15 protein-coding genes are annotated in these 12,197 nt (G+C 66.5%); 12 read left to right on the top strand and 3 right to left on the bottom strand.

The features are described from left to right. Window positions 1-68: 68 nt before the first annotated feature. Together SH584_RS09375 and SH584_RS09370 are read right to left on the bottom strand one after the other, a co-directional pair. Window positions 69-278, bottom strand: a complete 210-nt coding sequence (locus SH584_RS09375) for a hypothetical protein (RefSeq protein WP_324806568.1) — start codon at window positions 276-278, stop codon at window positions 69-71. Between the two features lie 225 nt (window positions 279-503). Further along, a complete protein-coding gene (locus SH584_RS09370; protein ID WP_324806566.1) occupies window positions 504-1,655 on the bottom strand; it encodes an aspartyl/asparaginyl beta-hydroxylase domain-containing protein in 1,152 nt (383 codons plus the stop codon). Window positions 1,656-1,842: 187 nt separating this feature from the next. Here SH584_RS09370 and SH584_RS09365 point away from each other — a divergent pair, with 187 nt between their 5' ends. The 4 genes from SH584_RS09365 (at window position 1,843) to SH584_RS09350 (ending at window position 5,600) form a co-directional block, all read left to right on the top strand. Beyond that, entirely contained in the window at window positions 1,843-2,529 is a 687-nt protein-coding gene (locus tag SH584_RS09365; protein WP_324806564.1) for a hypothetical protein, read from the top strand. Between the two features lie 217 nt (window positions 2,530-2,746). After that, window positions 2,747-4,699, top strand: coding sequence for an ATP-dependent zinc metalloprotease FtsH (gene ftsH / locus SH584_RS09360; protein WP_324806562.1), 1,953 nt, complete (start codon window positions 2,747-2,749; stop codon window positions 4,697-4,699). Between the two features lie 65 nt (window positions 4,700-4,764). Further along, window positions 4,765-5,145: a hypothetical protein gene (locus SH584_RS09355; protein ID WP_324806560.1), complete on the top strand. Its 381-nt coding sequence runs from the start codon at window positions 4,765-4,767 to the stop codon at window positions 5,143-5,145. A gap of 74 nt (window positions 5,146-5,219) precedes the next feature. After that, window positions 5,220-5,600 carry a hypothetical protein gene (locus tag SH584_RS09350; RefSeq protein ID WP_324806558.1) on the top strand — a complete coding sequence of 127 codons (381 nt, stop codon included), beginning with the start codon at window positions 5,220-5,222 and terminating at the stop codon, window positions 5,598-5,600. Here the strand turns inward: SH584_RS09350 and SH584_RS09345 are convergent. Beyond that, window positions 5,597-6,646, bottom strand: a complete 1,050-nt coding sequence (locus SH584_RS09345) for a DUF3667 domain-containing protein (RefSeq protein WP_324806556.1) — start codon at window positions 6,644-6,646, stop codon at window positions 5,597-5,599. The genes SH584_RS09350 and SH584_RS09345 overlap by 4 nt on opposite strands. Before the next feature lie 72 nt (window positions 6,647-6,718). Between SH584_RS09345 and SH584_RS09340 the strand changes: the two genes are divergently transcribed. The 8 genes from SH584_RS09340 (at window position 6,719) to SH584_RS09305 (ending at window position 12,197) form a co-directional block, all read left to right on the top strand. Next, a complete protein-coding gene (locus SH584_RS09340) occupies window positions 6,719-7,342 on the top strand; it encodes a nicotinate-nucleotide adenylyltransferase (protein ID WP_324806554.1) in 624 nt (207 codons plus the stop codon). A 74-nt stretch (window positions 7,343-7,416) separates the two neighbouring features. Beyond that, complete coding sequence (rsfS, locus tag SH584_RS09335; protein WP_322842327.1) at window positions 7,417-7,746, top strand: ribosome silencing factor; 330 nt, start codon at window positions 7,417-7,419, stop codon at window positions 7,744-7,746. 7 nt (window positions 7,747-7,753) lie between these two features. Further along, complete coding sequence (locus tag SH584_RS09330; protein ID WP_322841486.1) at window positions 7,754-8,176, top strand: 23S rRNA (pseudouridine(1915)-N(3))-methyltransferase RlmH; 423 nt, start codon at window positions 7,754-7,756, stop codon at window positions 8,174-8,176. Next, window positions 8,173-9,342: a murein hydrolase activator EnvC family protein gene (locus SH584_RS09325; RefSeq protein WP_324806551.1), complete on the top strand. Its 1,170-nt coding sequence runs from the start codon at window positions 8,173-8,175 to the stop codon at window positions 9,340-9,342. Before SH584_RS09330 ends, SH584_RS09325 begins: the two co-directional genes overlap by 4 nt. Window positions 9,343-9,386: 44 nt before the next feature. After that, on the top strand, window positions 9,387-10,712 hold the full coding sequence (locus SH584_RS09320) for a S41 family peptidase (RefSeq protein WP_324806549.1): 1,326 nt from the start codon (window positions 9,387-9,389) through the stop codon (window positions 10,710-10,712). Next, entirely contained in the window at window positions 10,712-11,203 is a 492-nt protein-coding gene (locus SH584_RS09315) for a disulfide bond formation protein B (protein ID WP_324806547.1), read from the top strand. Before SH584_RS09320 ends, SH584_RS09315 begins: the two co-directional genes overlap by 1 nt. Next, on the top strand, window positions 11,200-11,736 hold the full coding sequence (locus SH584_RS09310) for a demethoxyubiquinone hydroxylase family protein (protein WP_324806545.1): 537 nt from the start codon (window positions 11,200-11,202) through the stop codon (window positions 11,734-11,736). Before SH584_RS09315 ends, SH584_RS09310 begins: the two co-directional genes overlap by 4 nt. A 50-nt stretch (window positions 11,737-11,786) precedes the next feature. Further along, window positions 11,787-12,197: a hypothetical protein gene (locus tag SH584_RS09305; protein ID WP_322841491.1), complete on the top strand. Its 411-nt coding sequence runs from the start codon at window positions 11,787-11,789 to the stop codon at window positions 12,195-12,197.

The following is a 12,197-nucleotide window of genomic DNA, read 5'->3' as shown; positions in this document are numbered from 1 at the left end:
GACGTCGGATCGCGCCCGGCTATTCGCCACCGGGCGGCACCGCCCCGGCCGCGATCAGGTTTGGGCGCTTAGCAACCGCCGCCGGGAACGCACGATCGCATCTGTATCTGTTCGACCGCCTGCCGATTGCGGAGGCGTTCGTTAGTCCATTCCGCGGCCGACATGCACACCTTCGCCGACCGGAACCGCGTCCCTGGCCGATCCTGATAGTGACAGACGATCCGGTTGGCGTTCTTGGCGTCCAAGGCCTTCTTCGCGTCCCATTCGGCCTTTGTCATGCAGAGACGATAAGGCTTGGCGCCCGGTTGGGCACCGACGACCATCTGACAGACTTTCAACTGCGCTGTCGAAGCGTCCGGATTTTCGCCGGGGGCAGCTAGCAAGGCACTTCCCAACAAGCCCGTCAGAGAGGGTAGTCCAATTCCGCCTGCCATCTTCGGTTCCTTCCGGACTCGAGGGCCGAAGCATATCACAGGCTTACCGAACCCGGGAGATTTAAGCGCCTATTCGAGCGAGGACGCATAGAACAACGCGCCCACCTCGCGCCGCTCCTGTTCGCTGAGCTCGGGCCGCCAGATGTCGAAGATCAGCACCAGGCGATTCTTGCCGCTCTCGTTCCACGCTTCATGCTCGATCGAATCGTCGAACACCATCAGCTTGCCGACCTGCCATTCGCGTACCTCGTTCCCGACGCGAAATCCGCACCCAGGCGGCACGATCAGCGGAAGGTGGCAGGTCAGACGGGTGTTGTGCGTCCCCGTGTGCGGCGCAATCTTCGCCCCGGGGCGCAGCCATGAAAACATGACGGTCGGCGAGTTTGTCATGCGCGGCAGCGGCGCCGCCTGGACCGTGTCCCACGTGTGCGGGCATTGTGCGATGGCATCGTCGAACGTCTCGCCATTCTCGCACAGGAACAGGGCGCTCCAGTCCATGCTGTCCTGCAGGCGTTCATCGTCGAGCCGCGGCCGATTGGCATCCGATCGCAGATAGGGCCGGAACCCGTCCCGGCCCGCGGTCAGCAGGGCATCCAGCTCGGCGCGGATTGCGTCCGTCGCAGCCTCCACTTCCTTCACCCACGGCTGATCGCCCAAGTCGAAGAACTGAATTTGCGGCAGGCCGGGAAAGTAATAGCCCGTCGGCTCCTGGAGGAAGATCTGCTTGGCGCCCGACAGGATGTCGAGCGAGGCCCGAAAGCGGTCGCTGCGTTGTTCGGGCGGCAGGCCCTGCGCGACCAGCGTCTCCTCCCGCTTTGCCAGCCGCGAAGACTTGAGCGTCGCGACCGCGGCTTCGACCCGGCGAAGCTCGGCCATCAGGTCGGCCGGCAGTTCCTGCCCGTCCGCAATCTGCAGCGCGCTGCTGTAGAAGCCTAGCGCCGACCCCTCGTCACCCGCCTCGACGCGACAATCACCCTTCATGATCCGCCCGCGAACGGTGCGCGGCTCGAGGCGCAACAGCGTGTCGAGCGTTGCCTCTTCTGCCGCGCGGTCGCCCTGCCCCCGGCATGCCATCGCGAGCAGGATCAGGCTTTGCCCGTCCGCGCGCCCGGCGTCGATGACCGCCGCGAAGCGCGCCCGCGCCGTCGCCGCATCACCCGACCGAAGCGCGGTCACGCCTTCAAGCAGCATCCGCTCTGCATCCCGATCGCTCAACTGCATCCGGCCGATCCCCTTCTACCGATGCGCAGGGTTGCCAGACCCGCACGGGCGCGTCGAGGTCACCGCTCGACGGAACATGCGACGCATCCAATCTTGCTTCACAAGGCTTCGTGCAAGCGTCCCGCATGCGCATTGCCGATCACCCTCCACATGGTACCATTCTTCGTCAGATCGAAGGATGGCCTCCATGCGTACCGCAATTCTCGTGCCGCCCGTCGTTCTGACCATCTGTTGCATTGGGCTCGGCCTGACCGTTGCAAGCTGCGATCTACCCGCTCCGCCAACGTCATCCGTCGCAGCACGCAACAGTGTTGCGGTGACGTGGCCCGACGAATGCGCCTCCCTCCCCGGATACGCCGCCTTCAGTGCCCGACTGCGGGCGACCGTCGCGGCGCGCGACGCGGCCGGCTTGCGCGGCCTGTTCGCGGCCGACGGGCGGATGCGGATGAACGGGATCGGCGGCGTTCCGGGAAACACCGACTGGGGGCTCGACCGCCCCGCCGCGGCCGCCGTCTGGAGCGAACTCGACACGCTGCTTGGCCTGGGATGCGCGGTGCGGCGGGGGCGCGCCATGCTGCCGTTCGTGGCGTCGATGACCGAGGACGAGACCGGCGACGGCGTGATCGCACTCCGTCCGCTCGTCGTCCGATCCGCCCCGGACTGGTCCTCGTCGGCCGTCCAGTCCGTCGCGCAGAGCGTCCGGTTGACCCTTCTGACCGGACCCGACGACCGCGGCTGGGCCCAAGTCGCAGTTGGCGAAGGCGGCATCGGGCACGTCCGCTACGATCAGGTCAGGAGCCCGCTGGGCACCGTCCTCGTGCTGGTCGACGAAGGCGGGCAGTGGCGGATCAAGTGGCTTGGCGGAAACGCCTGACCGAAAAGCCTGTCCTACAACCGCGCCGTCATGGCATGATCGAACAACTTCGCAGCCTCGATCGCCCGATCGCTTAAGTTCGCAAATCGGCCCCGGAAATGCGCCTCACTCCACGAACTTTGCGAACCTAAGCGCTGCCCCTTCACGCCTCGTCGCCCGTTCCATTGTTATTAAGGCTGGGACGACTATCTTGGGCGTACAAGGAGACTCAAAGCTCGTGGACGACAAGAATCTGGACAAGAAGCCCGGCAACCCCTGGACGAAATCGCTGCTGATCTGGATCGCGGTGATCGTCGGCCTCGTCATGTTCGTGCGCGCCTTCGACACCGGCGCAGCCACCACGGGCGAGCCGCTCTCCTATTCCGATTTTGTGCGGCAGGTCGACGAAGGCAATGTCCAGTCGGTGACCATCGCCACGTCGAGCACGGGCAACGTCGCGGTGAGCGGCAAGATGGCCGACGGCAAGCCCTTCCGCACCGTCGCCCCGTCCGACGCCAATGTCTCCGATCGCCTGATCGCCAAGGGCGTCGGCGTCGCGGTCAAGGCCGAGGAGCAGTCGAGCTTCTGGCTGATCCTGCTCTACCAGTCGCTGCCTTTCCTGCTGATCCTGGGCATCAGCTTCTTCGTCATGCGCCAGATGCAGAAGAATGCCGGCGGCGGCGCGATGGGCTTCGGCAAGAGCCGCGCCAAGATCCTGGTCCCCAAGGAAGGCCGCGTGACCTTTTCCGACGTCGCGGGGATCGACGAGGCCCGCGAGGAGCTGACCGAGATCGTCGAGTTCCTGAAGGATCCCGGCAAATTCTCGCGCCTCGGCGGCAAGATCCCCAAGGGAGCATTGCTGGTCGGGTCACCCGGCACCGGCAAGACGTTGCTCGCCCGCGCCATCGCGGGTGAGGCAGGCGTCCCCTTCTTCACCATTTCGGGTTCGGACTTCGTCGAGATGTTCGTCGGCGTCGGCGCAAGCCGCGTCCGCGACATGTTCGAACAGGCCAAGAAGTCGGCCCCTTGCATCGTCTTCATCGACGAAATCGACGCGGTCGGCCGTCATCGCGGCGCCGGGCTCGGCAACGGCAATGACGAGCGCGAGCAGACGCTCAACCAGCTGCTGGTCGAGATGGACGGCTTCGAAGCCAACGAAGGCATCATCATCATCGCCGCGACCAACCGTCCCGACGTGCTCGATCCTGCCCTGCTTCGCCCGGGCCGGTTCGATCGCCAGGTGATGGTGCCGCGCCCGGACATCGAGGGCCGCGAGCAGATTCTGGCCGTCCACATGAAGAAGGTGCCGCTGGCGCCCGACGTCGATCCACGCGTTATCGCTCGCGGCACGCCGGGCTTCTCGGGTGCCGACCTTGCCAACCTCGTCAACGAAGCCGCCTTGCTTGCCGCCCGCCGAGGCAAGCGCCTCGTCGCCGCGCAGGAGTTCGACGACGCGCGCGACAAGGTCATGATGGGCGCCGAGCGCCGGTCGATGGTGATGACCGAGGACGAGAAAAAGATGACCGCCTATCACGAGGCCGGTCACGCGCTCGTCTTCGCGCACGAGCCGACCGCCGATCCGATTCACAAGGCGACGATCATCCCGCGTGGTTTCGCGCTGGGCATGGTCCAGCCCTTGCCGGAGCGTGACAGCTATTCCTACCACCGTGACAAGATGCATGCCGACCTCGCCGTCGCCTTCGGTGGCCGCGTGGCCGAAGAACTGATCTTCGGTCACGACAAGGTGTCGTCGGGCGCCTCGAGCGACATCCAGCAGGCGACCCGTCTCGCCCGGGCGATGGTCACCAAGTGGGGCATGTCCGACAAGCTCGGCCCGCTCGACTTCTCCGACGGCGACGAGACCCCGACGGGTTACTTCGCGCCGCAGCAGAAGCGCATGTCGGGCGAAACCATCAAGCTGATCGATGCCGAGGTGAAGCGCTTCGTCGAGCAGGGCCTGGAGCGGGCGCGTGAGATCCTGACCAAGCATCTCGACCAGCTGCACATCATCGCCAAGGCGTTGCTCGAATATGAGACGCTGACGGGCGAGGAGATCAAGACGCTGTTGAAGGGCGGCGACATCGATCGTGGGACCGATCACAAGCCGGTTCTCCCGGCGACCGGGACCTCGATCCCCAAGAGCCGCCGGCCGAAACCCGGCATCGGCGGTCCCGCCTCTGCCGGCGCCTGACCTTTTCGCGCCACAATTGTCGTGAAGACCCTCCGCATCGTCATGGTGCGGAGGGTTTTTTCTTGATGTCACGGTTTCTGTTGCTTGCCCTCGCCGCCGTCGCGCTTCCCGCCACCGGCCATGCCCAGACGATGAACGCCGAAAGCTTCCACGCCCGCGCCACCGCGCTGAAGAAGAAGGGCCCGATGGCGCTGTTCTCGGGCGGTGAGATCAAGAATTTGATGGCCGAGGGCCAAGCCGCGGGGAAAGCCGCCGGTGCGCGTTACGACGCCGACAAGAAGGCCGGACGCCCGACCCGTTTCTGCCCGCCGCCGGGCAAGCGTGAGATGGGATCGACCGAATTCATGAAGCGGCTGTCGGCGATTCCGGTCGCTGATCGCCGCCGGATCGACATGACTGAAGCGATGCTTCGGATCCTGACCGCCAAATACCCCTGCCCCCGCTAACCCCTTGCGTTCACGCGAAGATCGACGCAGGCTCCCGCTTTAATTGCCGTTTCAAGTCCGGAGCCGACCTGTCGATGCGTACCCTTGCCCTGCTGGTCGTGGCCTCCGCCGCCGCTCTTCCCACCGTCGCCACCGCCCAGCACATGAATGCCGAGGCCTTCTACAAGCGCGCGATGGCGCTGAAGAAAAAGGGGCCGCTGGCGCTGATGTCGAAGGACCTTCGCCCGGTCGTCGAGGAGGCCAAGGCCGCGGGCGAAAAGGCGCGGGCGATCCGCCTCGCCACCGAGGCAAAAGGCAAGCAGGGCCGCTATTGCCCGCCGCCGGGAAGCAAGCGCATTGGCAATCACGAATTCCTTGACGGCATGACGTCGCTTGGCGCCGAGCGCGCAAAGATCGACATGACCGAGGCGATGACCCGGCTGCTGATCCGCAAGCATCCCTGCAAGAAGGGCTAGTCGAACATCCCGACGCCGAACAGCGCGACGCCGAATAGCGACAGCACGGTGATTGCGCCGACCACGAGGACGATCGCCCGCCAGATCGCCCCGAAACGCGACAGGCCGTAGGTGCCGCGCAACTGCTTGTAGATGTGGAATGGCGGGATGAAGAAGAGCAGCCCGCCGACTGCGCCCAGGCCGACCGCGATCAGCAGGCTGGCGAGGCAGGCCAGCAGCATCATGAAGCCCAACGAATAGGTGACGAACACGGTGTGGTCGTACAGGCGGAAGCGGCGGCTGAACGGGAATAACAGCCACAGCAGCGGCACCGACAGCGGGATCACCGCCCAGCTCCACTTATAAGCGCTGGTCTTCACCTTGTAGAGCAGCAGCTCGGGGTTCTTGGCGGCCTTTTCCACCGGCACCTTCAGCCACGGCGGCATGTCGTCGCTGACCTGCACCACGCTTCCGCGAACGAAGCCTTCGTCGGCGATCCGCTGCTCGACCGCCATGTCCTCGCTCAGGCTCTTGATCGATCGCTCAATGCTAGCGGTGGGTTGCGCGGCCTCGCGCGCTCGGCGCAGGTCGGACTGAAGCGTCGCAAGCTTGCGCGCGTCGGCGGCCAAGTCGGCCTTTATTTCGGCCCCTATCGCATCCTGCGGCGGCATCGAGATATTGCCCATCATCCCCAGCAACGCGAACATCAGGAAGACCGAGAAAAGGAACAGCGCGATCGGCGAGACGAAGCTGGCGCGCTTCCCGTCGATATAGGCGCGGGTCAGCTCGCCCGGGCGCCACGCCAGCATCGGCAGCGTGCGCCACACCTTGCCTTCGAAGTGGAAGACACCGTGCAACAGATCATGAAAGAAGGCGCTGAGCGTGCGATAAACGTGGGCGTGCTGGCCGCAGGCGTGGCAATGGTCGCCGACCAGGATCGTGCCGCAGTTGAGACAAGCCGATTCGTGCGTGTGCCCGTCGGCACCAACCCCGCCCGCGGAAGGCTCGACCGCGCGTGCGATCGCGGCCCCGGTGATAACGTCGCTGATGCCCTCAATATCGCTCATGCCGTTCCCCCGCGCCTCTCTTACCGCCGGGGATTGGCGCGGACCAGAGGCGGATGCTAGCGACCGTCGGGCATGCGCCGCATCGGCCTTCTCGGCGGGAGCTTCAATCCCGCCCATCGCGGCCACCGCCGGATGAGCCTCGCGGCGCTCGACGCGCTTGGGCTCGACGAGGTGTGGTGGCTGGTCTCGCCCGGCAATCCGCTCAAGCCTGCCAAGGGCATGGCGCCGTTTCAGGCGCGGCTCGCATCGGCCCGGATTGTCGCCCGTCGCAGCCGCATCATGGTCAGCGATTTCGAGGCGAAGGTGGGCACCCGATACACCGTCGACACGCTGAGCAAGCTGACCCGCCGTTATCCCAACGACCGCTTCATCTGGCTGATGGGCGAGGACGTGCTGCCCGACTTTCACCGCTGGAGGGAATGGCGGCGGCTGGCGCGACTCGTGCCGATTGCGGTGATGTCGCGTCCGGGCTATGATGACGAGGCCCGCGCGGCGCGCGCGATGGGCTGGTTGCGGCGGTTTGTCCGCCCCGCATCCATCATGCGGAGTTGGACACAATGGAGTGCACCGGCGATTATCTTCCTTCGCCTGCCACCCGATACCACCTCCGCGACCAGCCTGCGCACGCGCGACCCCGACTGGCACCGCCGCTTTTCAAGCGACCCCGCGGCCCCGCCAGCAACCCCTGAGGAGTGAATTTGTCCGATCCCGCCAACGTGCCCGACGACAAGACCGATGCGGTCGACGTCGAGGCGCTGCATGCCCTCGTGATGCAATCGCTCGACGACGACCAGGCGGTCGAGGTCGTGACGATCCCGCTCGCCGGCAAGTCGTCGATCGCCGACCACATGGTGATCGCCAGCGGCCGGTCGACCCGCCAGGTCGCGTCGATGGCCAATAAGCTGGCAGCGAAGATCAAGCAGGATTTCGGCAAGATCGTTCGCGTCGAAGGCCTTCCGATCGCCGACTGGGTGCTGATCGATGCCGACGACGTCATCGTCCACCTGTTCCGGCCCGAGGTTCGCACATTCTACAATCTGGAGCGGATGTGGGCGTTCGGCGACGAGGCGTCCCCGAAGGCGGCCGCCCCCGGCGCCTGACGCCACCGTGCTGCTGCACATCGTCGCACGCGGCAAGATCGGTCGCTCGCCCGAAGCCGAGCTTACCGAACGCTATCTCAAGCGGATCAGCTGGCCGACCAAGGTCACCGAACTTCCCGATCGCGGCGGCACGATGCCGGCGGCGAAGGACAATCCCGTCCGAATCGTGCTCGACGAACGCGGCAAGGCGATGTCGTCGGCCGATTTCGCCGACAGGCTTGGCGCATGGCGTGACGGCGGTCGGCGTGAGGCGCGCTTCCTGATCGGCGCCGCCGACGGGCATGACGAGGCCGAGCGCGACGGCGCCGACCTGCTGCTGTCGTTCGGCGCGGCGACCTGGCCGCACATGCTTGCCCGCGCGATGCTGGCCGAACAACTTTACCGCGCGACCGCAATACTCGCGGGCCATCCTTACCACCGCGAAGGATGAAGCGCGGTCTCGCCCTGCTGCTGACGCTGCCGCTGTTCGCGGCGAGCGCGACGACGCCGGTCGCAAGCGATCCCGAATTGGCGAGGATCCAGGCCGAGGCGGCGAACGCGAACCGGCAACTGGCGACGCTGGAACGCCAAGCGGCGGAGGCAGAGGGCGAAGCGGAACGATTGAAGGCGCAGCAAGCCGTCGCCGCCGCGGCGATCGAGGATAGCGAAGCGCGGATCAGCGCTGCCGATGCCACGCTTCGCCGCGTCGAAGCCGCCGTCGCGCTGGCCGACGCGCGACTGGCGGCGCAGCGCGCGCCGCTCGCTTCGCTGGTCGCCGGGCTGGTTCAGATGGGGCGCCAGCCGCCGTTGCTGGCGCTGGCCGACGGCGGATCAGTCGAGCAGATGGTGCGCGTCCGCGGATTGCTCGACGCGACTATGCCCGAAATAGAGCGACGAAGCGCCTCGCTTCGCGCCGACGTGACCCGCAGCCGCGCGCTTGCCGCGTCGGCCCGATCCGCTCGAGAAGCGCTTGCCGCCGACCGCCGCACGCTCGCCGAGCGGCAGCAGCGCTTCGCCGCGCTGGAGGTCGAGGCGTCGCGCCGTGCGGCGTCGCTTACGGGCGATGCGGTCGGCGCCGGCGATCGGGTGTTGGCGGGCGGAGAAGCGATCGACGCCGCAAGCAACGAATCGCAGCAGCGCCGGCTTGCCCGTGCCACGGCCGCCGCGCTGCTCCCGCTCGGAATGGCGCCGCCGCGCCCGACGCCGGGCGATTCGAAAGCGACTTCTCCTGCCCCCGCTTATTCGCTGCCCGTCGGCGGCGATGCGATCGACGGACTGGGATCGGTCAGCCGCAGCGGGATCGTCTCGCGCGGCCTGCAGCTGACGGCGCCACGCGGGACCGAGGTTCGCGCGCCCGCCGATGGCCGTATTCTCTTCGCCGCGCCCTATCGCGGGCAGGACGGCCTGATGATCATCGATCACGGCCGCGGCTGGACCAGCCTGTTGCTCAACGTCTCGAGCAACCTACAGCGCGGGGCGACGGTGCGCCGCGGGGATGCAATCGGCCGCGCGCTGGGACCGGTCGGGGTCGAATTGCGACAGGATGGACGCACGGTCTCCCCCGCCTTCATCGCAGCTTCATCTGTTCCGCTGTCAAATAGCGGTAACAGCCGCTAATCTCGCCCGTGCGACTGAAGATTAGGATCGATCCGATGATTTCCATGGCCAAGCTCCTCCCCCCTCTCGCGCTGGTCGGCGCGCTCGCGATGGTGCCGGTCACGACCAGTGCGATGGCCGCGGCCGATGCCGATACGCAGAAAGAGCTGGAAACATTCTTCAGCGTGTTCGAGCGGGTGCGCGCCAATTACGTCGACAAGGTCGACGACCATACGCTGATCAAGGGCGCGATCGACGGGATGCTGTCGGCGCTCGATCCGCATTCGAGCTATGCCGAGGCATCGGACTTCACCCAGTTGCGCACCACGACCGAGGGCAATTACGGCGGGCTTGGCCTAACCGTGTCGACAGAGGATGGCGCGGTGAAGGTGATCGCGCCGACCGAGGACACCCCGGCCGATCGCGCGGGTATCAAGGCGGGCGACTTCATTACCCATATCGACGGCGAGTTCCTCTATGGCTTCAGCCTGGACGAAGCGGTCGAAAAGATGCGCGGCGCCCCGGGTAGCCGGGTCAAGCTGACCATCGTCCGCGTCGGCCGCGACAAGCCCTTCGACGTCACCCTCAACCGCGAACGGATCAGCCTGAAGCCGGTCAAGTGGGAGGTGAAGGACAATGTCGGCATCATCAACATCAACGGCTTCTCTGCTCAGACCGGCGAACTGACCCGCGAGGCGCTGGCCGGGATCGACAAGGCGACCGCGGGTCGTGCCACCGGCTACATCGTCGACCTGCGCTCCAATCCGGGCGGCCTGCTCGACCAGTCGATCGAGGTCAGCGACGCCTTCCTGTCGCAGGGCGAGATCGTGTCCGAGCGTGGCCGTGAGGCCGGCGACATCCAGCGCTTCTATGCCAAGGACGGCGACTTGGCGAAGGGCAAGCCGGTGATCGTCCTGATCGACGCCGGTTCGGCCTCCGCCGCCGAGATCGTAGCGGGCGCGCTTCAGGACCATCGCCGCGCGATCGTCATGGGCGAACGCTCGTTCGGCAAGGGATCGGTGCAGAGCGTGATCCAAACCGGGCCGCAGTCGGCGCTCCGCCTGACCACCGCGCGTTACTACACGCCGTCGGGCCGGTCGGTTCAGGCCGGCGGGATCGATCCCGACATCGCCGTTCCGCAGCTGTCGGACGAGGATTACAAGACCCGTCCCCGCCTTCGCGAGGCCGACCTTCGCCGTGCGTTGGTCAACCAGGCGACGATCAAGGACGAGGTCCTTGAGGACGACGACAAGCCCGATCCCCGCTTCACCGCCACCGCGGCCGAATTGGAGAAGAAGGGCGTGAAGGACTTCCAGCTCGACTATGCGCTGAAGGCGATCAAGCGGACCGCGCCGGCGGCCGCTGCGGCACCCAAGGTCGCGACCCGCTGATGCTGGCACCGCCGGGCAACCAGACGGCGAGTCTCGGCAAGGCGCGGGTGCTTGCGCTCATTGTCCCGGGCGTCCTGCTCGGCGGCGCGCTTCTGTCGCAATTCGTCGGCGGGCTCTACCCATGTGAAATGTGTCACTGGCAGCGCTGGCCGCACGTCGCGGCGCTGGTGCTGGCGACGATCGCGGTCTTCTCGCCGATCCAATCGCCGCGGGTACGACCGCTGGTCCTGCTGGCGGCGCTGGCGGTTGCGGTGTCGGGCGCGATCGGCGTGTTTCACGCTGGCGTCGAATTCGGCTGGTGGGAAGGGCTGACGACCTGCACCACGAGCGGCGCGACCTCGCTTGAGGACATCATGTCGGTCCCGCTGGTACGCTGCGACCAGGTGCAATGGTCGTTCCTCGGCCTGTCGCTGGCAGCATGGAATGCGATCATCTCCCTCGCCGGTGCCGCCGCGATCGTCGTGCTGGCAACCAGGAGGACGCGTCGATGAGCGAATGGAAACCCGGCGACCGTCGACCCGACGTCGATTCGATGCTGCGCGTTAACCAGGCCGGTGAGTATGGCGCCACCCGCATTTATGCCGGGCAATTGGCCGTCCTCGGCCGCGCATCGCCGACCGCGCACCAGATCGCGCGGATGGCGGCACAGGAGGAGCGGCACCTGGCCCGCTTCAACCATCTGCTGGCCGAGCGCCGGGTACGACCGACCTTTCTGCAGCCCTTCTGGAACGTCGCCGGTTTTGCGCTCGGCGCCGCGACGGCGCTGATGAGCGAGAAGGCGGCGATGGCCTGCACCGACGCCGTCGAAACCGAGATCGACAAGCATTATGCCGACCAGCTGATCGACCTTGGCGAAACCGATCCCGAGCTCGCCGCCGACATTCGCGATTTTCAGGCCGAGGAGCTCGAGCATCGCGAAACCGCCCGCGAGCATGGGGCGCAGGATGCCATCGCCTATCCGGTCCTGACCGCAGCGATTCGCGCCGGGTGCCGGGTCGCGATCGAACTTTCAAAACGTATTTGATGGGAACCGGGGGCGCGGCTCGGCCGCTGTACCCGCTGAAGAGAGGCCCTATGACCCGTATTCTTAACCCGCTGATCCTCACCCTGGCCGGTGTCGCCGCGACGCTTCCCGCGCTCGTCGTGACCACGCCCGCGCTCGCCCAGTCGGCGATGCGCGAGATCGAGGTGTTCGGCACCGATCCCTGCCCGCGTTCGACCGACGACGACGTCGTGGTCTGCGTCCGCCGGTCCGAAAAGGATCGCTATCGCATCCCCGAGCGGCTTCGCGACGGCGGTTCGCTTCAGGCGCGCCAGAGCTGGGCCCAGCGCGCCATGGCGATCGAGCATTACGGCAAGAGCGGCATCAACAGCTGTTCGCCGGTCGGGCCCGCAGGCTTCACCGGCTGCATGCAGCAGACGATCAACCAGGCGATGCGCGAACGCCGCGAACAGACCGCGTCCGAGGTCGTTCCCGACGAGTGA

The organism is Sphingomonas sp. LY29 (genome assembly GCF_035593985.1).
Classification (GTDB): domain Bacteria; phylum Pseudomonadota; class Alphaproteobacteria; order Sphingomonadales; family Sphingomonadaceae; genus Sphingomicrobium.
Note: the sequence above shows the minus strand (reverse complement) of the source record. Positions and strands in the feature narration are given on the sequence as shown.